This window comes from Paenibacillus sp. fava2 (genome assembly GCF_058313675.1).
The window spans coordinates 6,820,915-6,844,661 of sequence record NZ_CM177755.1; the positions used below are offsets into that span (position 1 = coordinate 6,820,915).

Annotated in this window: 21 protein-coding genes and 1 riboswitch; all 21 genes read right to left on the reverse strand. The window is 55.5% G+C overall.

Translation table 11 applies throughout. The features are described 5' to 3' along the window. Positions 1 to 54: 54 nt before the first annotated feature. The 21 genes from upp to AC4G46_RS30235 all read right to left on the reverse strand — a co-directional run bounded on the left by upp (position 55) and on the right by AC4G46_RS30235 (position 23,549). Positions 55 to 684: a uracil phosphoribosyltransferase gene (upp, locus tag AC4G46_RS30135; protein ID WP_039877631.1), complete on the reverse strand. Its 630-nt coding sequence runs from the start codon at positions 682 to 684 to the stop codon at positions 55 to 57. Between the two features lie 438 nt (positions 685 to 1,122). Further along, positions 1,123 to 2,373 (reverse strand): serine hydroxymethyltransferase, encoded by a 1,251-nt coding sequence (gene glyA, locus AC4G46_RS30140; RefSeq protein WP_491129011.1) that lies wholly within the window; start codon positions 2,371 to 2,373, stop codon positions 1,123 to 1,125. A gap of 97 nt (positions 2,374 to 2,470) precedes the next feature. After that, positions 2,471 to 3,124, reverse strand: coding sequence for a TIGR01440 family protein (locus AC4G46_RS30145; RefSeq protein ID WP_090713884.1), 654 nt, complete (start codon positions 3,122 to 3,124; stop codon positions 2,471 to 2,473). A 73-nt stretch (positions 3,125 to 3,197) separates the two neighbouring features. Continuing rightward, positions 3,198 to 3,280: riboswitch (ZMP/ZTP riboswitch) on the reverse strand. A gap of 50 nt (positions 3,281 to 3,330) precedes the next feature. Next, entirely contained in the window at positions 3,331 to 3,918 is a 588-nt protein-coding gene (locus tag AC4G46_RS30150) for a low molecular weight protein arginine phosphatase (protein ID WP_491125860.1), read from the reverse strand. A gap of 51 nt (positions 3,919 to 3,969) precedes the next feature. Then, positions 3,970 to 4,542 (reverse strand): manganese efflux pump MntP, encoded by a 573-nt coding sequence (locus tag AC4G46_RS30155; protein WP_491125861.1) that lies wholly within the window; start codon positions 4,540 to 4,542, stop codon positions 3,970 to 3,972. Between the two features lie 148 nt (positions 4,543 to 4,690). Beyond that, positions 4,691 to 5,440 carry a stage II sporulation protein R gene (gene spoIIR, locus AC4G46_RS30160; RefSeq protein ID WP_491125862.1) on the reverse strand — a complete coding sequence of 250 codons (750 nt, stop codon included), beginning with the start codon at positions 5,438 to 5,440 and terminating at the stop codon, positions 4,691 to 4,693. A 96-nt stretch (positions 5,441 to 5,536) separates the two neighbouring features. Continuing rightward, a complete protein-coding gene (locus AC4G46_RS30165; protein WP_491125863.1) occupies positions 5,537 to 6,703 on the reverse strand; it encodes an FtsW/RodA/SpoVE family cell cycle protein in 1,167 nt (388 codons plus the stop codon). Positions 6,704 to 6,904: 201 nt separating this feature from the next. Continuing rightward, positions 6,905 to 8,089, reverse strand: a complete 1,185-nt coding sequence (locus tag AC4G46_RS30170; RefSeq protein WP_491125864.1) for an FtsW/RodA/SpoVE family cell cycle protein — start codon at positions 8,087 to 8,089, stop codon at positions 6,905 to 6,907. A gap of 249 nt (positions 8,090 to 8,338) precedes the next feature. Further along, entirely contained in the window at positions 8,339 to 9,295 is a 957-nt protein-coding gene (gene prmC / locus AC4G46_RS30175; protein ID WP_491129012.1) for a peptide chain release factor N(5)-glutamine methyltransferase, read from the reverse strand. 25 nt (positions 9,296 to 9,320) lie between these two features. After that, positions 9,321 to 10,388 (reverse strand): peptide chain release factor 1, encoded by a 1,068-nt coding sequence (gene prfA, locus AC4G46_RS30180; protein ID WP_491125865.1) that lies wholly within the window; start codon positions 10,386 to 10,388, stop codon positions 9,321 to 9,323. Positions 10,389 to 10,673: 285 nt separating this feature from the next. After that, a complete protein-coding gene (gene ychF / locus AC4G46_RS30185; RefSeq protein ID WP_491125866.1) occupies positions 10,674 to 11,774 on the reverse strand; it encodes a redox-regulated ATPase YchF in 1,101 nt (366 codons plus the stop codon). 232 nt (positions 11,775 to 12,006) lie between these two features. Beyond that, positions 12,007 to 13,251 carry a S41 family peptidase gene (locus AC4G46_RS30190; RefSeq protein ID WP_491125867.1) on the reverse strand — a complete coding sequence of 415 codons (1,245 nt, stop codon included), beginning with the start codon at positions 13,249 to 13,251 and terminating at the stop codon, positions 12,007 to 12,009. Between the two features lie 431 nt (positions 13,252 to 13,682). Continuing rightward, positions 13,683 to 14,153 (reverse strand): GNAT family N-acetyltransferase, encoded by a 471-nt coding sequence (locus AC4G46_RS30195; RefSeq protein ID WP_491125868.1) that lies wholly within the window; start codon positions 14,151 to 14,153, stop codon positions 13,683 to 13,685. A 33-nt stretch (positions 14,154 to 14,186) separates the two neighbouring features. Then, positions 14,187 to 15,218: a type 2 isopentenyl-diphosphate Delta-isomerase gene (gene fni / locus AC4G46_RS30200; protein ID WP_491129013.1), complete on the reverse strand. Its 1,032-nt coding sequence runs from the start codon at positions 15,216 to 15,218 to the stop codon at positions 14,187 to 14,189. A gap of 222 nt (positions 15,219 to 15,440) precedes the next feature. After that, positions 15,441 to 16,937, reverse strand: a complete 1,497-nt coding sequence (locus AC4G46_RS30205; protein ID WP_491125869.1) for a phytoene desaturase family protein — start codon at positions 16,935 to 16,937, stop codon at positions 15,441 to 15,443. Further along, entirely contained in the window at positions 16,913 to 18,130 is a 1,218-nt protein-coding gene (locus AC4G46_RS30210; protein ID WP_491125870.1) for a glycosyltransferase family 2 protein, read from the reverse strand. Before AC4G46_RS30210 ends, AC4G46_RS30205 begins: the two co-directional genes overlap by 25 nt. Further along, positions 18,130 to 18,861: a lysophospholipid acyltransferase family protein gene (locus tag AC4G46_RS30215; RefSeq protein WP_491125871.1), complete on the reverse strand. Its 732-nt coding sequence runs from the start codon at positions 18,859 to 18,861 to the stop codon at positions 18,130 to 18,132. Before AC4G46_RS30215 ends, AC4G46_RS30210 begins: the two co-directional genes overlap by 1 nt. Next, positions 18,830 to 19,615, reverse strand: a complete 786-nt coding sequence (locus AC4G46_RS30220; protein ID WP_491125872.1) for a carotenoid biosynthesis protein — start codon at positions 19,613 to 19,615, stop codon at positions 18,830 to 18,832. The genes AC4G46_RS30215 and AC4G46_RS30220 overlap by 32 nt, the downstream gene beginning before the upstream one ends. Beyond that, positions 19,616 to 20,494, reverse strand: coding sequence for a phytoene/squalene synthase family protein (locus AC4G46_RS30225; RefSeq protein WP_491125873.1), 879 nt, complete (start codon positions 20,492 to 20,494; stop codon positions 19,616 to 19,618). It abuts the gene before it with no gap. Beyond that, positions 20,494 to 22,005: a phytoene desaturase family protein gene (locus AC4G46_RS30230; protein ID WP_491125874.1), complete on the reverse strand. Its 1,512-nt coding sequence runs from the start codon at positions 22,003 to 22,005 to the stop codon at positions 20,494 to 20,496. The genes AC4G46_RS30225 and AC4G46_RS30230 overlap by 1 nt, the downstream gene beginning before the upstream one ends. Continuing rightward, positions 22,002 to 23,549 (reverse strand): phytoene desaturase family protein, encoded by a 1,548-nt coding sequence (locus AC4G46_RS30235; RefSeq protein WP_491125875.1) that lies wholly within the window; start codon positions 23,547 to 23,549, stop codon positions 22,002 to 22,004. Before AC4G46_RS30235 ends, AC4G46_RS30230 begins: the two co-directional genes overlap by 4 nt. Positions 23,550 to 23,747: the final 198 nt, after the last annotated feature.

The following is a 23,747-nucleotide window of genomic DNA, read 5'->3' on the forward strand; positions in this document are numbered from 1 at the left end:
TCTTCTATATAGATAGCATTTTGTAGAGCTACCCTGTTAATACTCTGTTACTTCTTATTTGGTTCCGTATAAACGGTCTCCGGCATCCCCGAGTCCGGGTACAATGTATCCGTGATCATTAAGGTGGTCATCAAGTGCTGCTACATAGATATCTACATCCGGATGGGCAGCCTGTACCGCCGCAACACCTTCAGGAGCTGCGATCAGGTTCATCATTTTGATCTGGGTGCAGCCGCGGTTCTTCAGCGAGGTGATCGCTGCAATGGCAGAGCCGCCTGTAGCCAGCATCGGATCGATTACAATCAGTTCACGTTCCTGCACATCTGTAGGAAGCTTAATATAATATTCAACCGGCTGGAGCGTTTCCGGGTCACGGAAGAGGCCTACATGTCCTACCTTAGCTGCAGGCAGCAGTTTGAGGACGCCCTCGGTCATCCCGAGGCCGGCGCGGAGAATCGGAATCAGCCCGAGCATTCTGCCCGAGATGACCTTACTCTCTGTTTCTGCCACCGGTGTCTGTACGGTGATTGTCTCCAGCGGGATATCCCGTGTAATTTCATAGGCCATAAGCGTAGCCACTTCATCTACATGCTCTCTGAATTCTTTTGTGTTGGTCCGCACATCACGGATAAATGTCAGTTTGTGCTGAATCAAAGGATGATCGCAAATCACCAATTTTCCCATTTCTGTCCCTCCGGTAAATGTAAGTCTTGTCAGCCGCAGAAAGCGCTTTTGCCGCTTCCGTGGCTAAATCCTGTCTATTATATCATCACCGGAGGTGTATTTCACCTCCGAAGGGAAAGTAGCTGCATAAACTGCCGCCCTTCAAATAAGGGTCTGCAGGCAGGTTTAAGCCCCATCCGTAATCTCTCAGGTTATAAATCGAGCCTTAGTGTATGCTAATTCACATTTTTAATACCTTTCACATTTCTTTCACTGTTTTTAATGAAAATTCCATGAACTTTCATGGATATTTCATGAAATCCATCGACAATTTCCGCGTTTTAATTGTGAACATTATGCAACGTTAAGGTCCGGCATAGAAAAAGCCCCCGCTAAGACCTTCAGAAAACAGTCCTTGCAGGGGCATGGCTACGCTCCATTTCATGAAGCGGGCAGATATTAGTACTGCAAGCCAGGATAGATCGGGAACTTCTCAGTGAGCGCAGCTACCTCGCGGGCCGCTTCAGCCAGCACCGATTCGTCCTTTGGATTCTTCAGCACATTGGCAATAATGCGGCCGATGACGGTCATCGCCTGCTCGTCCATTCCACGGGAAGTAACCGCAGGCGTACCGATCCGGATTCCGCTAGTAACAAACGGGCTGGTCGGGTCAAACGGAATCGCATTTTTATTCACGGTAATGCCGATGGAATCAAGCACCTTCTCTGCATCCTTACCTGTGATGTTCAGATTACGGGTATCCAGCAGCATCAGGTGATTGTCCGTACCGCCGGAAACGATATTAACCCCTTCACCGATCAGTGTTTCTGCAAGCACCTTGGCATTTTTCACTACATTCTCGGCATAGGTCTTAAATGACGGCTGCAGCGCTTCACCGAAGGATACGGCTTTGGAAGCAATAACGTGCATCAGCGGTCCGCCCTGGGAGCCCGGGAATACGGCTTTATCAATTGCAGCAGCCCAAGGCTGTCTGCACAGAATCATCCCTCCGCGCGGTCCGCGCAGCGTTTTGTGGGTTGTAGTTGTAACAAAATGGGCATGCGGTACCGGGCTTGGGTGCAATCCGGCAGCGACGAGGCCGGCAATGTGAGCCATATCGACCATAAACAGCGCGCCGACATCATTTGCAATGGAACCGAGTGCTTCAAAATCAATGGTCCGCGGATATGCGCTTGCCCCGGCAACGATCAGCTTAGGACGGTGCTTGAAGGCAGCCTTGCGCACTTCATCATAATCAATCAGGAATGTATCTTCCTGTACACCATAAGCTACGAAGTTATACAGCAAACCGGAGGCATTCACCGGACTTCCGTGCGTCAGGTGGCCGCCATGGGCAAGATTCATTCCAAGCACAGTATCTCCGGGATTAAGCGCAGCCAGATAGACCGCCATATTCGCCTGGGCACCGGAATGCGGCTGAACATTGGCATGATCGGCGCCGAACAGCTGCTTGGCACGGTCACGGGCAAGGTTCTCAACAATGTCTACATCCTCACAGCCGCCATAGTAGCGTTTACCCGGATAGCCTTCAGCATATTTGTTCGTAAGCACAGAACCCATTGCTTCCATTACAGCTTCACTGACGATATTCTCCGATGCAATAAGCTCGATGTTGGCACGCTGACGGCTCAGCTCCAGTCCCATTGCTTCCAGTACTGCCGGGTCACTCTTGCGCAATTGTTCCATGATTATTTACTTCCTCCCTGAGTGGAATATATACTTTCTTATCCTTTAAAACTCATGCCCGCTGATGTACGACACAATAAATTCTCAATCCCGCTATTTCTTAATCACACTGCGGAGAACCGCTGGTTTCCTGCGTGCGGTAAACCGCACGTTCACCGCCGATCAGCGGCGGTCTGCTGAAGGCGGCATTCACTCTGGCTGAACCGATATAGCGCAGGCTTGGCCTGAAAGGCACCGCAACCCGGCGAAGATGCATGCCGATCAGCGTCTCGCCGATATCAATGCCGGCATGGGCCTCCACCGTCTCTGCCAAAACCGGATCAGCCATCGAACCATAGGCTGCTGCGGCCATAGAGCCGCCTGCCCCGGGAATCGGCACAGCCGAAACCTCCCTGAGCCCCAAGGCTTCCAGCAGGGAGCGTTCCATGACCAGCGAGCGGTTCAGATGCTCACAGCACTGGTATACAGTATGGAAGCCACGCTCATCTGCTATCCGGCGTATTCCCTGAAGCAGCTGCTGTGCCACTTCCAGGGCACCGCCGGTGCCGATCCGCACACCTGCAACCTCACTGGTGCTGGCTCCGACAACAAGGATTTTTCCGGGTCCCAGCTTACCGGCCTCCGCCAGCTCGCCCACTATAGCAGCTGTCGCTGCTGCAAGCGAAAGTTCCGCACCCGCCGAAACTTCCGTCTGCCCCGATATAATGCGGGCTGCGCGTTCTTCCGGCGAGCCCTGCTTCATGACCTCATCCATCGCTTAAGCCTCCCTCAAGCATTACTTGCTGATTTAAACAAAAAAGAGCAGTCCGCAGGTGGCTGCGGATGTGCTCTTTTGCCCAGGCGACCGGCCGTTTATTCCAGTGCTCCATCGTGGTTTCATCCACACTTGTCGCCAGTCACACCGGAACCGGGTAATATTTATTACATCTTAATGGATAGCCTCCGAAAAATCAACCTTCTTTACAAACGGCGTAAGGACTCTAATTTGTCGAGCAGACTGTAGAGCGCAGTGCGGATCTCGGCAGCTGTAAGCTCGTAATCCTCCCGCGAGCCCCCAAACGGGTCAGAGATATCGAAGCTCGGTATCCGCTGCCGGATTTCAATAATCCGCTGCAGGTCCGCCTGTTTAGGCTCCCGGCCCAGTGCGATGCTGAGCTCCGCCTCGGCATACAGGCTGTCCAGCTCACTGATATCGCCGTTAACAGACTCCTCGTTATATACATATTCCTTGAGTGTATGGGTTTTGGATACTGCCTCCGGAAAATACTGCAGCAGATGGCGTTTGTGCCCGCCGGTCAGTGTCAGCACCAGATCCGCCCAGTCCACGGTCTCCCTGCTAAGCTGGGTGGAGCTCATAGTCTCAATAATGCCTTCTTCACGCAGAATCGCTGCGGCATGCCTGGATACGGAAGTGCCGGAAATGGCGGAAACGCCTGCAGACCGCACTGCAAGCTCGATGCCCCGCTCCTTTGCAAGCTTCCGCAAAAGCCCCTCGGCCATAGGACTGCGGCAGGTATTGCCGGTGCAGACGAATAAAATGTGCAGCATGCTTTCCACCTCCATGAAAGGATCAATTAATAATCTGATGCCGTTATTGTATCAGAAGATGAACAGCAAGCCAAACCCCAAAAGGATCGCCCCGCCAAGCGCCTCCCCGTAATCACCCAGTCCCCGGCTTACCCGCCTGCCCAGCAGCAGGCCGGTAATGGCCATGAAGCCGCCGCAGGCTCCGAAGGCCAGCACGGTTAGTATGATGCTGTCCACGAACATGCCCAGGGATACACCTACGGAAAAGGAATCAATGCTCACACTCAGCGAGATAATCAGCATCCCCCAAAACGTACGGTGATCCATCGGACGGCTGGCGCTTTCCTCTTTGCGGAAAGTGTTCCAGACCATATGCCCGCCCAGCAGAATCAGCAGCCCGCCGGCGGCATAAGTCGTTACTTGTCCCAGTAAATGGCCTACGTAACTGCCGGTGAATAAGCCTAGCAGCGGCATCAGCACATGAAAAAACGCAATCAGCAGGCTGAGCTGCAGCACATGCAGCAGGCGGATGCCCTTCATCCCGATTCCTACACCAAGCGAAAAGGCATCCATCCCCAGTGCAATTGCCATTATGGCAATCGTTACAATCTGGCCCCAGCCAGGATAAACCCCTGCCATGCCCATACCCCCAAAGTCTGAATGTCTTGTACAACAACGATATGCGGGCATTAGGACAATCATGACTTGTAAAGGAGCTTATTGCAGCAAAAAAGCGGCTCCGTCAGGACAGAGCCGCTTGAGTATGTCTGTTACCCGGCTTGTATTGCGGGGATCAGGACCATAACCCGCTGATCCAGCTCCAGAGATTCTTCAGCATATCCCATAGAAAGAAGCGTACCTCCGGAGCTTCCGCTTCTCCGCCGTCTGAAGTTCCCGCCGAAGTATTCTTAATTACACTATTATTGTTGTTATCCGTACTATTATTTGTTCCACTTGTCTCTGCACCGGCAGCCGATGCAACGTCTGTTCCTTTGGCGGCAGCGTCGCCGCTGCCTGCATCGATGAAGCAAAGCGGCGGAAACAGCACACACCACCAGTTTTGTCCTTTACCTGCTCCAAGCGTAATGCGCACGGCTTCATATTCACCGGCCGGATATACCGTTCCGCCATACAGTTTAGTCGGGAATGGCACAACGCCAAGCTCAACCTTGAAATCATAATCAATTCCCCGCTGCAGCAGTTCCCGGGCAACCAGCTCATTCAGCTCCGGCAGATGGCTTTTGATCAAGGAACGGGCCTGCTCCAGGCTCTGCGGGTCCTCCAGTCCGGCTACCCACTGGTTCATCTGTTCTACCACAGCATCACGGATCTGGCGTTTGACCAGCTGGTCTCCGGCCCCGTCAGAATTAGCAAGAATGCGCAGACGGATCGATTCCTGCGGAATCGCAGACTCCGCTACTGCCGCATCGCTTTTTTGCCCTTCCCAGACCATCATCAGCACCATCAGAAAAGAAAATAAAATGGCAGTATGCTTAAAAGTAACCCTTAAGGCTTCCTGTCTCTCCGGCGAAAATAACTTCATCTTCAGCAGCCCCTCTCCCTGAACCTCTTATACCCCCAGTATGTCCGGAAATGAGAGACTGCAAACCTAGTAATCTATTAAAAGTTTATCAGCTGCTCAAAAATACACTGCAGGCGCAGGCAGATCCTCCTCCACATCCTGCCCGTATAAATGCACGCTCATGGCAATGCCCATGCTCGCCATATTGATCAGAATGGAGGTACCGCCAAAGCTGATGAACGGCAGAGTAATGCCGGTCAGCGGCATCAGGCCGATATAGGCGCCGATATTCTCGAGAATCTGGTACATCAGCATCGCGATTATGCCGATAATCAGAAAAGGCCCTGCCTTATCCTTGCATTCCAGCGCGAAGAGAATCATCCGGTGAATCAGGACAAAAAAGAGCAGAAGCAGCACTGCTGCGCCAACAAATCCGAATTCCTCGGCGATCTGCGCAAAGATGGCATCAGAGTACAGCACTGGTATTTTGCCCGACTGGACAGAGTTCCCTTTCAGGAACCCTTCCCCGCTAAGCCCGCCGGACCCTATGGCTATCCGCGCATTTCGCGTCTGATAGCTGTCATCACTGCTTGCCCGCTCCGGTACCAGCCAGGGATCAAAACGTTTTATGAAATGCTCGCGGCCGATTGCCCCGCTTAGGAAATCTGTCGTTTTCTCGTGATAGTTAATATAGCTGTAGACAAACGCCCCAAATGCGCCTCCGGCTATCAGCAGCCCGATCAGTGCATGTGATGTTTTGATCCGCCCGATCCATAACAGGCCTACGAGTATAACCACAAAGCTAAGCGCATTGCCCATATCATTCTGGAGGATAACGATTCCGAACGGCAGCAGGGCAATCAGACTAAGGGGGGCAACATCCCGCCAGAACCGGAGCTGGCTGCGGCCGAGACGAACCAGCAGGGAAGATAGCGCCAAAATCAGAATCAGCTTAAAAAGCTCGGCCGGCTGGAAGCTGAAGCTCCCCACCTGCAGCCAGGCTCTGGCACCAAACTTTACGGTCCCAAACAGGCTGACCAACACCAGAATGATAATCCCCAGGATGTAAATATAAAGCGCGTATTTGACCAGCAGGCGGTAATCAAATAAGGACAGTCCAAAAAACACAACAAAGCCCGCCCCGTAATATTGGAGCATCTGGATATGCATGCCTTTATCGTCTCCGCTGTGGGTAACGCTGTATATCGACAAAATACTGATCCCCATCAGCAGAAGCAGCACAATCACGGTAATTCCGTCTATTTTTTTAAATCTCTGCAGCATCAGTCAGACTCCTATCCATACAGGAAGTCGGCGAATTCCACAATTTCCAGCGCAGGAATTTACAGGGAATAGCCTATACTCCCATATTAATGCAATCCGCTGTACGAATACAAATCTCCGCTTTCCACCATAAAACATAAAAAAAGAACTGCCGGGGCCTCATTTCCTGAGATCCGGCAGTCCTTCATATCCGATATGCAGTTAACCCTGTTTTGCGGCAGCAGGGTAAGTAGCAGGAGCAGGCAGATCCTCCTCTACCTCACGCCCGTGCAGGCGTACACTCATGATCAGGCCAATGCTGGCCATATTAATCATCAGTGAGGTCCCCCCGAAGCTGATGAACGGCAGCGTAATCCCGGTTAGCGGCATCAGCCCGATGAATGCACCGATATTTTCAAATATCTGATACAAGATCATGGCTACAACCCCGACGATTAGAAACGGTCCGGCGCGGTCCTTGGACTCCAGGGCGATCAATATCATCCGGTGAATCAGTATAAAATACAGCAGAAGCAGCACCGCAGAGCCGACAAAGCCGAACTCCTCGGCAATCTGTACGAAGATAGAGTCGGAATACGTATAGGGCACACGGTCGGTCTGCACCGAGCTGCCGTTCATATAGCCCTCCCCGCTCATGCCGCCTGAAGCGATGGCCAGCTTTGCATTTTTGGTATGGTAGCTGGCTTTGGCCGTCGCCTTTTCAGGGACGAGCCAAGGGTCGAACCGTTCAACCCAGTGCGAGCGGCCGATATCGGTCATGAACGTTTTGAACTGGTCATGATAATGAATATAGCTCATTATCCCGGCAACCGCCGTGCCTGCTACAATCAGAACCCCGATCAGCGCATGCGAGAACTTGATATTTCCGATCCACAGCAGTCCGGCCAGAATCACGATATAGGACAAGGCATTACCAAGGTCATTCTGGCTGATAACAATCAGAAACGGCAGCAGGGTAAACAGCCCGAGCGGCACGACATCCTTCCAGAACAGCAGCTTATTCTTATTTTTGCGGAACAGCACCGCAGCCAGAAACAGAATCAGGATCAGCTTAAACAGCTCTGCCGGCTGGAGGCTGAAGCCTCCGATTTTCAGCCAGCCCTGGGCCCCGTTCTGGGTTTTTCCGATAAAGCTGACCAATACCAGAATCCCGATTCCTGTTATATAAATATAGAGCGCATATTTCACGATCAGCCGGTAATCGATAAAAGTGAGACCCAGAAAAGCAATCAGACCCAGTATATAGAACTTGATCATCTTCAGATGACTGCCGTCCAGGCCATCCCTTCCATGGGTTACACTATATATAGAGAAAATACTGATGACCATCAGCAGAACCAGAATAAATACAATAACGCCATCAATCTTCTTAATCTTCTGAAGCATATTCTGTCTCCTTACTCGTTACTTCAGCTTCCACTTCAACAACTGTAGAAGTCCGTTCATTCTATTGTAAAGGAAGGGGCAGCAAAAATACAATTTCACCGCCGGCTGTTCGTCTAACAGCGGTGCGGTGAAATAATGGGAGTTACATGGCGTAATGCACAGGCCACAGAGGGGCGCTTAGGGCGTGATGCCTGCTCGCAGCGGGGAATGCCGGCGTCCTGCCCTATGTGCGGCGCGACGGATAGGCACTCAGCGGGCGATGCCCAGCACGTGGCGGGGAATGCCGGCGAGATCGTCGATGGTGACGATCTCGTTCCAGTGGCCCGCCGCGCGCAGCAGCGCGGCCACCTCGCCGGCCTGTCCCTGGCCGAGCTCAAAGCCGACCAGGCGCGGGGCTGCCGGCAGCAGCGGCAGCTGCTCCATCATGCGGCGGTACGGGTCGAGCCCGTCGTCGCCGCCGTCCAGTGCAGTGCGCGGCTCATGGTCGCGCACCTCGCGCTGCAGCCCGGCGATGTCACCGCCGGGGATGTACGGCGGGTTGGAGACGAGGATATCCGTCTCCATCCCCGCAAACGGCTCGAGCAGATCGCCGAGCCGCAGGTCAACGGCCGCGCCATGCCGCAGGGCATTGCGCGCGGCCACGGCCAATGCGCCGGGCGAGATGTCGCCGGCGCAGACCCGCCACGCCGGCGCTTCCGCCGCCAGCGTGACGGAGATGGCTCCGCTGCCGGCGCCGATGTCGACGGCGGCCACCGGCCGCGGCTGGTACGCACCAGCCGCTTCTGCCGCTGCAGGTCCGTCCGCAGCGTCCATGCCAGTCCGCGCCGCTTCACCCGGCGCATATACCAGCCCGTCCGGCCACAGCTCCGCGCCGTACTTGAGGATGGCCTCGACGAGCAGCTCCGTCTCCGGCCGCGGGATCAGCACGTCCGGCGTTACCTCGAACGCCCGGCCGTAAAACTCCTGCTCGCCGATGATATACTGCACCGGCTCGCCAGCTGCCCGGCGGCTGACGGCCGCTTCCCAGGCTTCTCTCAGCTCCGCCGGAAAAGGATCAGCCAGTGCCATATAATAAGCGGCTCCGCTTACGCCGAGCACATGCTCCAGCAGCAGCTGGCTGCTGCGCTGCGGCTCGTTGCACCCGCTTTTGTCCAAAAAAGAAGAAGCCTCCGCAAAGGCTTCCCGGATGCTTTGCACATGAGGCATGACATATAAGCCGTGTTTCAAAGCATTATTCTCCTTTTTCCATCAATTCCGCCTGCTCGGCAATTGACAGTGCTGAAATAATCTCGGTAATCTCTCCGTTCATGACCTGTTCCAGACGGTGCAGGGTAAGGCCGATGCGGTGATCGGTCACCCGGCTCTGCGGGAAATTGTAGGTGCGGATACGCTCACTGCGGTCACCAGTACCGACTTTGCTTTTGCGTTCTCCGGCATACTTCGCTTCCTCTTCCTGCCGTTTCACATCGGAGATCCGGGCACGCAGAACCTGCAGCGCCTTTTCCTTATTGGAGTTCTGTGATTTGCCGTCCTGACAGGTGGCAACGATACCGGTAGGAATATGGGTTACGCGTACAGCAGATTTGGTGGTATTAACGGACTGTCCGCCCGCTCCGCTGGAGCAGAACGTATCAACGCGGATGTCTTTATCATGAATTTCAATTTCAAAATCTTCCGCTTCCGGCATTACCGCCACCGTTGAAGTGGAGGTATGAATACGTCCGCCGGACTCTGTAGTCGGGATACGCTGTACGCGGTGTGCGCCGCTTTCGTATTTCATTTTGCTGTATGCACCACGGCCGTTAATCAGGAAAATAACTTCCTTAAAGCCGCCGAGGTCATTCGTGTTCACATCCATCAGCTCTACGCGCCAGCCTTGGGCATCAGCATAACGGGTGTACATCCGGTACAGGTCAGAGGCGAACAGCGCCGCTTCATCCCCGCCGGCCGCGCCGCGGATTTCGACGATTACGTTCTTGTCGTCATTCGGGTCCTTAGGCAGCAGCAGGATGCGGATTTTCTCCTCCAGCTCGGTCTGGCGCGAGGACAGGTCCTCGATCTCCATTTTGACCATTTCTTTCATTTCATCATCAAGCTTTTCGGCCTGCATCATCTTGGCTGCCTCAAGCTCTTCCATTACATTTTTATATTCAGCATAGGCCTCAAAGGCCGGCTGCAGATCGGATTGTTCTTTGGAATAGTCCCTCAGTTTCTTACTGTCGCTTGCAACATCCGGGTCACAAAGCAGTTCACTGAGTTTCTCATAGCGGTCCGCCAATGATTGCAATCGGTCCAACAACAAGGGAATTCACCTCTCCTGATTCAATTTATTTCGTAAAAACACTTAAAATTACAAGTTACATTAACAATAGATATACGACTTTATATTATAGCATCGTTCTTGTCAGTTGGCTACAGTACGGCGTGCTTAATACGTATATCTTTGCAAAAAAATTTCCAGCCGCCCTATAGTATGCAGAGCCCTTTGTAATTTATTCCGCCGCTCCTGCAAAAAGAGGCCATTTCAGCAGCGGATACCCGCCGCAAAATGGCCTCTCTCTTTAAGCGCTAGCAGCCGTGCAATTTACACGTTGAAACGGAAATGCATAACATCGCCGTCCTGAACCAGGTATTCTTTACCTTCCAGACGGAGCTGTCCGCGTTCCTTGGCGCCGTTCATTGATCCAGCAGCCAGAAGATCGCTGTAGGCTACAACCTCAGCGCGGATAAAGCCGCGTTCGAAGTCGGAGTGGATAACGCCGGCAGCGCCCGGCGCCTTGGTTCCCTTGCGGATTGTCCAGGCACGGACCTCCTGCACGCCTGCAGTGAAATAAGTGTACAGGCCAAGCAGCTTGTAAGCCGCTTTGATCAGGCGGTTCAGACCAGATTCCTGCAGTCCCAGCTCTTCCAGGAACATCTCTTTATCTTCGCCTTCGAGCTCAGCGATCTCTGCCTCAACCTTGGCGCTGATCGGCACCACTTCCGCATTCTCGGCAGCTGCAAACTCGCGTACCTGCTGCACATAAGGATTTTCTTCGGCAGTCGCCACTTCATCCTCACCAACGTTAGCCGCATACAATACCGGCTTCAGGGTCAACAGGTGCAGGTCACGTACGATCTGACGCTCATCGTCAGACAGCTCAATGCTGCGCGCAGGCTTGTCTTCGTACAGCGCTTCTTTTACGCGCTCAAGCACTTCGACCTCCTGGGCGTATTTCTTGTCGCCGCCCTTGATATTTTTGCGGGAACGCTCAATGCGCTTCTCTACGCTTTCAAGGTCAGCCAGAATCAGCTCAAGGTTAATCGTCTGGATGTCGCTGATCGGATTTACTTTACCGTCTACATGCGTTACATTCTCGTCCACAAAGCAGCGCACAACATGAACAATCGCATCCACTTCACGAATGTGGGCGAGGAACTTGTTGCCCAGGCCTTCGCCTTTGCTCGCGCCGCGCACGAGTCCGGCAATATCAACAAATTCAAAGGCAGTCGGAACCGTCTTGTTCGGCTGCACCAGCTCAGTCAGCTTATCGAGACGCTCGTCCGGCACTTCCACAACACCCACGTTCGGGTCGATGGTGCAAAAAGGATAGTTGGCGGATTCCGCACCCGCTTGTGTAATTGCGTTAAACAATGTGGATTTACCAACGTTTGGCAATCCGACGATACCAGCTTTCAAAGCCATTTATATGACAACTCCTATTTTCGGTTGTATTGATCCACCGCATAATTACCGACTTGTGATCTAAACCATTATATATTAGAACAAAACCGCCAGCAACAGCGGATGTCCGGGGGGGTGTGTCGGAAAAAAGGCGGGGCACGTACATAATCCGCATCAGCCGCTTCGGAGGAATGTGCACGGGGCGATGTACGATTTTCATGGAGGGCATGCCTTTTTTATCTACATTGCCTAATTAATGCTTTTCCAGCTCCAGTATCTTCAGGATCGCCGGCTGCTCCAAAAGCGGCCTGGAACGGTCAGGGTCGACCTCTATATCAGGCACCGTTTTCATTTCCTCGTTGCAACTGCCGTCAGACATCAGGCCCATCTCCAGTGAAAAGCTGAACACAGCCTTGCTGTTCGGCATGACGGCGATAACAGGATCCATCCCCAGCCCGTCGCCTCCCGTACGTTCACCTGCAAGCGTAGCAATTCCGGTGCTTTTGGCCAGAGCCGCCAGCCCTTCAGAAGCAGAGAACACTTCTTGATCCACCAGCAGATACAGCTTCCCCTGAAAGCCCCGGCTGCGCGGATTTATCTGCATGGATAATTTCTGATAGGTTTCAAACATAGTCAGGCTTTCAGGCGGCAATAGAGGCAGATGTTCCTCCGCCAGCTCAGCAATCGGGCGCATTCCCGTAGCAAGTCCGCGTGCCTCCAGAAAAGGCCCGGCATAGCTCCCGCCTCTATAAAGCGTGTACGTATCATAGCGGACCGATTCGGTTATCAAAAGCGGCACAAGTACCTCCTGCCAATAGGCAGAGTTGCCACCTGGATTTCCGCGGATATCCAGAATCAGCGTCTTATAATCCTGAACCTCCGCCAAAAATTTGCCGATTACGGTGCTGTCTTGAGTCAAATGTTCAGAAGAGAAACTGTGGATAGCCATATACGCTGTTTGTCCTGCTTCAATAATCCGCTGCTGTACATTCTCCTCCGCCCCGCTGTCTGCAGCTGAATTCAATGCGCTTTTATTGCCTGCTCCTGCCGGCTTAGCCGATTTATCCTGCTCCGCAGCCGGAGAACGGCCATATCGCTTTAGCACTTCAGGCTGATAGAGTAGTTTGGACCAGGGATCTTGTGCTGCCGGACTAGTATACAGCGAATCGAGATAATAATCGTACGTTCCACTTCCGTATAATAGCGTATGTTTATTATGCAGTTCCCCAAGCACATCATCAATGATACGTAAAAAATCCAGGTCTGTCCCAGCCGCAATAACCCGTTTCTTATACTCCTCTTTATTGGCCAGCCAGTCGGTTCCGGTAAGCCGCCTGTTCACTTCAAAGAACGGATAATTCTGCTCCATGATAGCCCACATATATTCAAAATCTTCGGCTCTTTGCTCCTGCGTCAGCTTAGAACCCGAACTGCTGCATCCTGCCAGACTCAGGAGAATTCCGGCGGCTGTCAGCAGCAGTGTTATTTTGCTCCTCAATACAATCCCTCATTTGGTCTCTGATATAAACTAATCACATAGTAAATTACCATTTATACTATATAAAGGATTTATATCACATTAAATCAACTGATGTTCAAGCACTGCAGTTCTGCTGACATACTGGTAACCTTATTTTTTCGAGGAACACTTTCTGCCTTTAACGGACCCAGATGAGCTTATCACCACCCAAATACCAGGTAGCGTTGCCCTTACGGACTCCAGCGGCTATATATTTAAACTTCACCTAAACAACAGCTGCTTGGAGGACAATAAGGACAATACGGTCCGTTAGCCTGACGAAATGTTCTTTTCCAGAAATAAAGGCTTTCCTGTCCGTTAGAGGTACCGGGCTCCCGTGCAGGATTCCGTACAGCAAAAAAGACCCCAAAGGAGCCTTCCATACTTTTGCAATATTAGCTTAACTTCCGCTACAGCTTTTTGGACATCGTAATATCCGTAATCCCGTAGCCCATCTTCTGATACAGCTTAAAGGCGCGGTCATTATCACCGAAAACATGCAGGCCAATCCGTGTTACACCCATGGAGCGCGCCTCCTCATCCAGCAGCGTCAGCGCCATGCTTCCATATCCCTTCTGCTGATAAGGCTCGAAGATATAGAAATCATAAATGAAGGCTTCCTTGCCCTGCCGGCCCTGAGCCACGTTGAACCAGATATAGCCGGCCTGGGTATTGCCGGTGTCCTCCACAATAGAATATAAAAAGGCGCCTTCAGTATGAAGCCCCTGCGGCAGATAACGGTTCATCTCGTCCCGGGACAACTGCATCGCCGTGTCCTGCTCCCAGGCGCCGATTCTTACTTTGTCCTCCGCATAATCGCGGGTCGACTGCTTCAGAAAAAATTGAAAGGTCGGTTCGTCCATCCGTACCAGCTTGATCATTTGTTAAGCACTTCCTTTGTACTTCATTCATTATTACCGCTTGAGCAGGCGCGGCGTTCCCCGGAGCGCAGACAGGTCGGCTGCGCCGATGCCGAACATGGCAATCCGCAGCTCCAGCTCCACCTGGGCCAGCGCCCGGTCGAGCGCCTCCTCGGATTCCACTGCAGGCCCGAGCAGGCTGCGGCCAAAGCCGGCCAGATCGGCGCCGAGCGCGATTGCTTTGGCGGCGTCTACGCCATGTCTCAGGCCGCCGCTGCCGATCAGCGCGCCGTGCGGAGCGGCCGCCCGCACTCCGCGGATGCATTCGGCCGTCGGAATGCCCCAGTCGGCGAAGGCTTCCGCCGCCGCCCGCCGCACAGGGTCGGTGCTGCGGAATTTCTCCACCTGGCTCCAGGAGGTGCCGCCTGCACCCGCCACGTCGATGAAGGCCGCTCCGGCATTATACAGCCTGAGCGCCGTTCCGCCGTCTATGCCCCAGCCGACCTCCTTGATGCCGACCGGCACCGGCAGCGCCCGGCAGACCTTCTCGATCGCGGCAAGCAGGGAGGAGAAGCCGGTGTTTCCCTCCGGCTGAAATACCTCCTGCAGCCCGTTCAGATGCAGAACAAGCCAGTCCGCCCCGGCGATTTCTACAGCCCGCCGGCACTCCTCCACGCCGAAGCCGTAGGACAGCTGCACGGCACCTATATTGGCGATGACCGGAATTCCCGGAGCCCGCTCACGCACCCGGAAGGTCTCGGCCAGCTCCGCACGCTCCACCGCCGCCCGCACCGAGCCCACACCAAGCGCCCAGCCCCGGCGCCCGGCCACTTCAGCCAGTCTTCCGTTAATTGCGCCGGTCGCCTTGCTGCCGCCGGTCATGGAGCTGATCAGCAGCGGTGTCTGCAGCTCACGCCCCAGAAAGACCGTGCGCAGTGAAATGTCGTCGAAATTCAGCTCAGGCAGCGCATTGTGCAGGAACTTGTATTCTTCCAGCCCGGTCGTAATTCCGCTGCCGCCCACATCCTCATTCAGACAGAGACGCACATGCTCAAGCTTGCGCTCCCCTGTTGTGGAGGAAGGCATAAGGGACCTTTCCCCCGTACTGCCCGGCGGCAGCGTGTCCCCGCCCGCTTCAGCCGTCAAGGATTGAGTTGTCTCTGGCGGCAAATGTTCCATGCTGTCCCCTCCCTTTGCTTCTAATTTGTATATATCCGCAAAATGCCGGACCGGCCGGCATCTCTTATGCCAAGAGCACGCTTCATTATAGCATCGCTGCCCTGCAAATGACAGAAACGCAGGCAGCTGCTAGCCCCCGCCTGCAATATGCTCGCCTACAAGCCTCCCGGACAGGGATACGACCGGCGTCCCTCCACCGGGATGCGTGGTTCCGCCCACATACCACAGCCCTTGAATATCCCTGGAACGGTTAGCCGGGCGGAAGAAGGTCTGGCGGACGGAATTCGAGGAAATGCCATATATCGCTCCCCGGTGGGCGAGGGTATCGGCGGCGAGGTTCTGCGGGGTATACCGCTGAAGCACCTCTGCCTGCTCAAGCCCCGTGAGCCCGAAGCCTTTAAGTGTCTCTGCAATCCGCTGCCCGTATACCTCCGTCTCTCTGGCCCAGTCGCAGCCGCTGTTCAGATATGGGGCGTTACCCAGAATAAACAGATTACTGCCGTCAACCGGGGCCATACCGGGCTCAGAGTAACCGGAGTAGCATACGTACACTGCCGGATTTTGCGGAGGACGCCTTTTGTCAAAAAGGTCTGTGAACTCAGGCTCATATTGCTCCGGAAAAAATACCGTGTGATGCAGCAGCTGCTCATATTTCCGCCTCACACCGGCAAGGGTCACCAGACCCGACAGCGAGGGCTCATAGCGCTCGATCTTTCGGTCACTCATCGTCCGGCGGGAAGCTTCCGGCAGCAGCAGGCGGCTGACGCTGAGTACATCGCCCCCGGCAATGACAGTCCGCGCAGGGTAAAAGCCCCGTGAAGTCTCCACCCCTTCAGCCTTCCCTCCCGCCACGGCGATGCCTGTAACCTCGGTTCCGGTAACGATTTCTACGCCAAGCCTCCGGGCCAGCGCCACCAGCCCTTCCACGAGCTTATATGTACCGCCTTTTACACCGTATACGCCAAGTTTGGCCTCCACATGACCGAGCATCGCAAAGATTGCCGGAGACTGGTAGGGGGAGGATCCGACATAGGTGGCGTAGCGTCCCAGCATAGCAAGAGTATTCGGATGCCTGAAATATCGCTCCAGCAGTGACTGCAGGGTGAGAAACGGCCGGACACGCAGCAGATCCCGCACCAGCGGCAGGGACAGCTTATCTTTCCAGGAGAGCAGGATCCGGTTCAGGAACTGCTTCTCGCTCAGCTGGTACAAAAGTTCAGCTTCGGCCATGAATTCCCCATAGCGGCCAGCGTCATTAGGAGAGTAGGCGGCTATCTGTTCACGCATATACGCTGTATCCCTGGATAAATCAACCGTATGTCCATCTGCAAAAACATTCCGTGTCCGCGGTTCCAGCTCATACAGCTCGACATAGTCCTCCATCTTGGCACCGGCAAGCTCATAGAGCGAGCGGAAGACATGCGGCATGGTGATGGTGCTGGGTCCCCTGTCAAAGGTGTACCCGTGCTCCGTTACCCGCTGCAGCTTGCCGCCGGGCTGATCCTGCCGCTCCAGCACGGTCACCTTCCAGCCCTTTGCCGCCAGCGTGACTGCACAGGACAGGCTGCCGAAGCCGGCACCGATAATAACCGCCTGCTTGTTCAACGGTAACGCCTCCCTTTCCATTCATAGCCCTGGCCGGATACACTGCCGCGCCAGGATGCGGCTCCAATGGCAATCAGGCTTACAATACTTGCCGGCAGCAGCAGGCAGAACCAGAAGGGCTGCCTGCCTGCCCTGTCTGCTGTTCTTTTTACTGCAGCTCCTCCGGCTATGGCGGCTGCCGCCCACAGCAGGGCGCCCGTGTCTCCGGTAATTACAGCCCAAAGCGCAGCAATAACCGGCAATACGTACAGAAGCGCATAGAACAGGAGTACACCCAGCAGCAGCGCCGGTTTGCGCCCAAGGCCGGCGTAAATATTTTTGCGGTAGCCCTTCCAGACCTCCCGGGCATTGTGATACATCCGCATTTCTGTATACCCTGTAATGTCTGCCAGGGTTACCGGTTCACCGGCAAGCTTGACCGCTCTGGCCAGTGCCATATCATCCACCAGCTCGTTGCGGATGCCGCCATGCCCGCCGCAGCGGATGTAGCTGTCCCGGTGGATCAGCATAAACCCGCCGTGGGCGGCTACAAACCGCGGGTCCCTGGAGCGGCGGACAAGCGGAACCGGCAGGTGGCAGACAATGGTGAACACCATTAGCGGAACCGCCAGGCGTTCCAGCCAGGATCCGGTCTGCTGCCGCGGAAAGCCGGTGATCAGACCGCTGCCCTGTGCCTCTGCTGAGGCTAATGCTGCTTCAAGCGCCTGCGGCTGCAGGCGGATGTCAGCATCAAGGAACAGCAGCCACTCTCCCCCAGCTGCCTCTGCCAGCTGGGCGCAGGCATGGCATTTGCCTGCCCAGCCTTCCGGCAGCCCGGCTCCTGCAAGCACCTGCACCCGTGCGCCCCCCGCAGCTGCGGCAAGCTCTGCTGTGCCGTCTGTTGAACGGTCATCCAGCACGATAATCTCAATGCGGCTCGCAGCAGTGCCGCAGGCAAGCACGGAGTTCAGGCAGCCGGCGATATTGGCCGCCTCATCACGCGCCGGAATCAGCACGGATAAGACGGGGCTATGTGAAGCCGCAGATTCCGCCAAATTTTTTTGGGGGTCTGCAGCTGAGGGAACTGATAGAAGCTTTCTGTAATCTACTTCCTTTAGACCTGCCGCTTCCTTGCTATGCTGTGCACCGAGCACCGGGAGCCGTGAAGCATTCCAGACGGCGAATGCCAGCTGCAGCAGGATCATTCCGGTTATTCCCTGAAGAACAGCAATCATCAGCTTCCCCTCCGCCAGGCATCGTATCGTTCATGAACCGAGTTTCCGGTCTTGATCAGCGGTGTGAAGCAGGCCGGCATATGCCCCTTATGATCAATAATCAGCTGGCGGTGACTGTCCAGCTGTTCCTCCAGACAGGAGGCCAGCAGCGCGGAAATGCTGCTCCTGTCCATTTCCTTCCACCGCTGCATCAGCGGTTCCCCCGCCAGAATTGTCGCTTCCGGCTTAGGATGGAAGAACAGTCCATGATACAGGGTCACGGGTACAACAGCCGCATCCGGACAAAGGCGGAGCACGATAGCTGCCCCTTCCTTGAGCTGCAGCGGGCGGCGCTCCAGCGGCAGAAGCTCCCCCTCGGGATACATCCACACGCTGCCGCCTTCACCAAGCAGTCTGGCTGTATAACGCAGCGAGGCACGGACATCCGCCGGCTCATCCCGGTTGATAGAATAAGCACCCAAACGGCGGAAAAACTGAAATTTGCGCAGCTGCCCCTCCTCCATCATGAAATACTGCCTGCGGCGGGTCAGCCTTCTTGCGGCGTGATAGGCCAGCAGACCGTCCCACCAGGAGCTGTGGTTCATAATGTACAGCACCGGCCTGTTCCCCGCTGAACCCGGTTGCAGGTCACCTGATATTCCGATGAAGCGAAAGTGCCTGCGCAGCAGATAGAAGGTATTATAGCGGCTGAACAGCGCATCAAAGCTTCGGGATTTGGCCGCTTCCAGCATAGCGCAGGCTCCCTTCTGCCAGAACTGCCCCGATACCGGCGATAATGATGCACAGGGGAAGCCCTTCACGCAGGCCGACAAGACCGAACATGATGATTACCGCCTGATAGAGCCTAGTACCGCGACGCACTGCCCTGCCGGTTAGGCGGACAGCCGGAATGAAGAGTGACAGCAGCGATCCGGCAATCAGCCAGCCTATGAAGTTGCTCACGGGCACTCCGTAGAAGCCGCCTCCGTCCCCCCAGGTCCAGAAGCCCCGCGCATGGGCAACCGGATCAAGCACCAGGTCCAGCAAAACGGTCCAGAAGCCCACCTGCACCGCCCGCAGCAGCATAAGCCGCCAGCCGGACTGGCCGAAATCCCGGCATAGCAGGACAGCATTACAGACAACAGCAATCCAGGCAAAGCCCAGCGTTACAGGCACACCGTAGAGCAGCGGACCAAGGATATCGGAATATCCGTAGCTGCCGAACAGATGCCCGGTATGAACGCCGAACCATTCCACAGCCATCCCGCCGGTCCAGATAAGTGCAGCAGAGACGAGGAGATGGAGCGGGCGGAGCCGCCGCGAAAAAATGACTGACTGGTCGGCCACAATGGGGCGCTCAAATCCCTTGATGAACAGTTCAGCGGCATAAACAGCATAAAAAACCAGAAACAGACCATTTGAAAACTGCAGTCCTTGCGGAACACTGAAAAAAATCAGCAGCATTGCCCCAATAGCGTACCAGACCCAGAAAACAGTCCTGACCATCTATAGTACCGCCGCTTTACCGGGTCTGCTGCCCAGCCTTGAGGCATATCTCGCTGCTGTGCGTCCCAGCATCCGCAGCTTGGCTTCATCGCTGACATACGCCCTGTTGTTGAATACATCGTATCCGGCTTCAATCACCGAATCCAGAATAGCCGCATAAAATGCCGCCGCCAGCTCCACAGCCAGACCGCTCTCGGGCGGATAAGTCTCCACGTGGGCAAGGCCCTTCTCGAACCAGCCCAGTGCCTCCCGGCGGAGCTCTTCAATGACATTGATAAAACGCTGGTTGACTACCCCCGACTCCAGCTCCTCCTGGCTGTACCCGTGCTTATGCATAAGCGCAAGCGGTACATAACGCCTGCCCCGCCGCAGATCCTCGCCGACATCACGGATAATGTTGACTATCTGCATGCCGATACCCAGTGCTATGCCTGCCGCCTGCACATCCTCATCCGAATCGTCGCGCAGAACCGGAAGCAGCATTTCGCCCACAGTGCCGGCCACCAGGTAACAATAGCGTTCCAGCTCCTCCATGGTCTCATAATGGGTGAACGTCAGATCTCCGAGCTGACCCTGCATCTGCAGCAGGAACGGTTCATGCGTAAGCTTCGGAAAGCTGGCGAACAGCCAGCGCAGCGCCGGCCAGATGAAATGGCCCTCCGCTTCCTCAAGCCGCGTAAAATGCCAGCGCAGCTCATGGATCGTGTACGGTGACTTGTCCGGCTCATCCACACTGTCGTCAATAATCCTGCAGAAGGCGTAGATGACATGCACCGCTTCCCGGCGCGGGCTCGGCAGCCCGGCAAACGCTTTATGAAAGGAGGTCGAGCCCTTCTTCATCAGTTCCTCACACTCACGCATAATGCTCTCATTTATCATTATTTCATCTCCTTCATAAGTTCATGGACAGCCATCCTTGCTCCCTGCATGACAATCGGCACGCCCCCGCCCGGATGAACGGAAGCGCCTGCGGCATAGAGGCCTTTTATCGGATAAGGCCGGGGCTGCGGGCGGAATACCCCGAGCTGGCTGAGCACCGGAGCAATACCGAAGCTGCCGCCGCCATACAGGCCATCCTTGTGCGCATCCGCAGGGGTACGGATCTTCTTCCACCGGAGACTGGCCTTCAGTCCCGGAAAGCCTCTCTGCTCAGCATCATCCAGGACACGTTCAGCCAGAGGACCGGCAATGGCCTCCCAGTCCAGCCCCGGATCAGCCGGAACGGGAATCAGGAAATAGAGCACACTTTGTCCCGGCGGCGCCGCAGTGCCGTCAAGCGCAGCGGGGTTAAATACATAATAGGACGGCAGCTGTGAAATTCTGCCTTGGTCAAACAATTCCCGGAGATTGTCGTTCAGGCTGTCCGGCAGAAAAAACTGATGGGTCTCGGACTCCGGCCAGCGCCGGTCCGTTCCGGCATAGATTAGCACACAGCCCGAGGAGGGCTGGTACCGTCCGCGCTTGATCCGGCCTCTTGCACCTGAATTGCGCTGCACAGCCGTATTACCGGCAGCTGTATTTCCGGTGAACAGCTGCTCCGGCAGAAGCCCCTCCAGCTGCGGGAATTCGCCGTTGTAGAGCACAGCATCATACGAATGTTTGACACCGCCGGCTGTGATGCCGGTGCAACGTCCGTCTTCAACGGACAGGCCCTCAACCTCTGTACCGGTATGAATCTCAACCCCGCGGCTGAGAAGCTCACGGGAGAGAATCTGCGGAAGCTGCCCGTAGCCGCCCTTCAGCATCCAGATGCCGAAGGCGCTCTCTGCATACGGCAGCATCGTGTATATGCCCGGGGTGCGGAACGGGGCACCGCCGATGTACAGGCTCTGCAGCGAGAAGGCGTCCCGCAGCTCCTCACTGCGGAAATAGCTGCCGACCGCTGACCGCAGGCTGCGGTAGGCACGCAGACGGCTCATCAGCCGCAGATTCGCCGGACTGAAGAATTCACGCCGCCGGTGGAACGGCTGCTCCAGGAAGGAGGCCTTGCCCCGGGGGAACAGCCCGGCCATATCGCTCATAAACCGGAGGAAGCCGCTGCCTTCTCCGGGGAATTCGCGGTCGATCTCCGCTGCCTGTTCTTCCAGGCCCGCCACCTTGGTCAGCACACGCCCGCTCCGGAAGTGAATCCGGCAGAGCGGATCGCAGCGCAGCAGCTCAAGGCTGCCGGGCGGAAGCCCGCCTTCCTCCAGAATGCCGTTCAGCATCTCCGGCAGCAGCACAATGGTCGGCCCCTGATCTATCCGGTACGGTCCCTCCTCTTCAAAGGCGACTCGCCCGCCTACCCGGTGGGCGCGCTCATAAATCACAACCTGCTGCCCCTGGCGGCTCAGCAGCAGCGCCGCCGTCAGCCCGCCGATGCCGCCGCCGACGATAGCCACGCGGCTCACAGCGGCACCCCGCTGCCCGCTGCGCCTGCTACGGCAACGGACCGGCTGCGGGCGGCGCGGTCATGCTCCTCAAGCAGGCGCGCACTGATCTTCGCCGACTCAAAGATCGTCGGCAGCCCGCTGCCCGGATGCGTTCCGCCGCCGACCAGCCAGATGCCGGACACCTCCTGGAAGGTATTATGCGGACGCAGATACATCATCTGGCCAAGGTTATGGGCCAGATTGAAGGTTGCGCCGTTATATACATCCAGATTGTCCCGCCAGTCCAGCGGCGAGAAGAATTTGCTCTCCTCTACCCGGGAAGACAGGCCGGCAAGCTGCGGGATACGCTCCAGCCGCTCCATCATCTGCGCCCTCACAGCCGGCCCCTCCTGCCGCCAGTCAATACCGGCCTGCAGATTGGGAACGGGCATCAGCACATACAGGGAAGATTTGCCGGCCGGAGCCAGAGTAGCGTCAATCACCGAAGGATTGTGTATATAAATGGACGGGTCCGCCGACAGGACTCCCTGGCGTGTAATCTCGTCAACATTGCGGCGGTAATCACCCGAGAAATGAACAGAATGATGGCCGAGGTCAACGGCGCCGTCCACACCGAGGTACAGCATTGCGGTGGAGCAGGAATAGCGCTTGCGCGCCATCTTGACCGGCGTATATTTTTTGAGCAGCCCCGGCTCGAACAGCCGGGTCACTGCGGTCCCGAAGTCAGCACCGAGCACAACGTAATCGGCTTGCACCTTTTCCCCGTCCTCCAGCAGCAGGCCGGAGGCATGATGGTTATTAACCAATATCCGGTTCACTGCACTTGAAGTACGGATCTGTCCTCCGTGCTCTCTGATCACATCCGCCATAGCCTCCAGCACCTTGTTAATCCCGCCTTCAGGATGATACAGACCGTAACGGTGCTCCAGATAAGACAGAATCGTAAACGTTCCCGGGCATTCCCAGGGCGACATCCCAAGGTATTTGGCCTGGAAGGTGAAAGCGTACCGCAGCCGTTCATCGTCAAAATACTTCGACAGCCGGTTGTACACCGTATCGGTGGCATGAAGCCTCGGCAGCGCGTGCAGCACATCTCTTTTTATGTAATCTGCAGGTGACTGAAAAGGGCGCTGAAGCAGCGGCATGACCCTTGTAAACTTATCGTCCTCGTCAGCCATAAACCGGCGGTAACCGGCCCCGTTCCCCGGAAACAGCCGCTCAATCTCTGCTTCGGTCTGCTCCTGATTGGTAGACGGCCGGAACACGGTGTCCCCGAAATGCAGTGAATACAGCGGGTTTAGCTCCTTCATGGAAACATAGCTGTGCAGGGAGCGTCCCGCCAGAGTAAACAGCTCCTCCAGCAGATGCGGCATCATCAGAAAGGTGGCCCCGCGGTCAAAACGGTATTCCCCCAGCCGCAGCTCGCCCGATCTTCCGCCGACCGTATCCTGCTTCTCAAAGACCTCTACCTCGTATCCCTTTGCGGCCAGAAGCATGGCAGCAGCCAGCCCTCCCGGTCCGGCACCGACCACCGCAACCTTTGCGGCGCTTTTTCCAGTCATCAATCCCACTCCCTATTCACTTGGATTCGATTTCATCAATCGTATGAATACGTGCCGGTAAACATTATACAAAAACTATACATGAATGATACAAATATCATACATACTTTATTTACCCCTGTAAACAGCTACCCCTAACCGGATTGCCGGAAAAAGCAGGATAATTTAAGCCGCAGCCCCTGAAATCCTCTGTTCGGC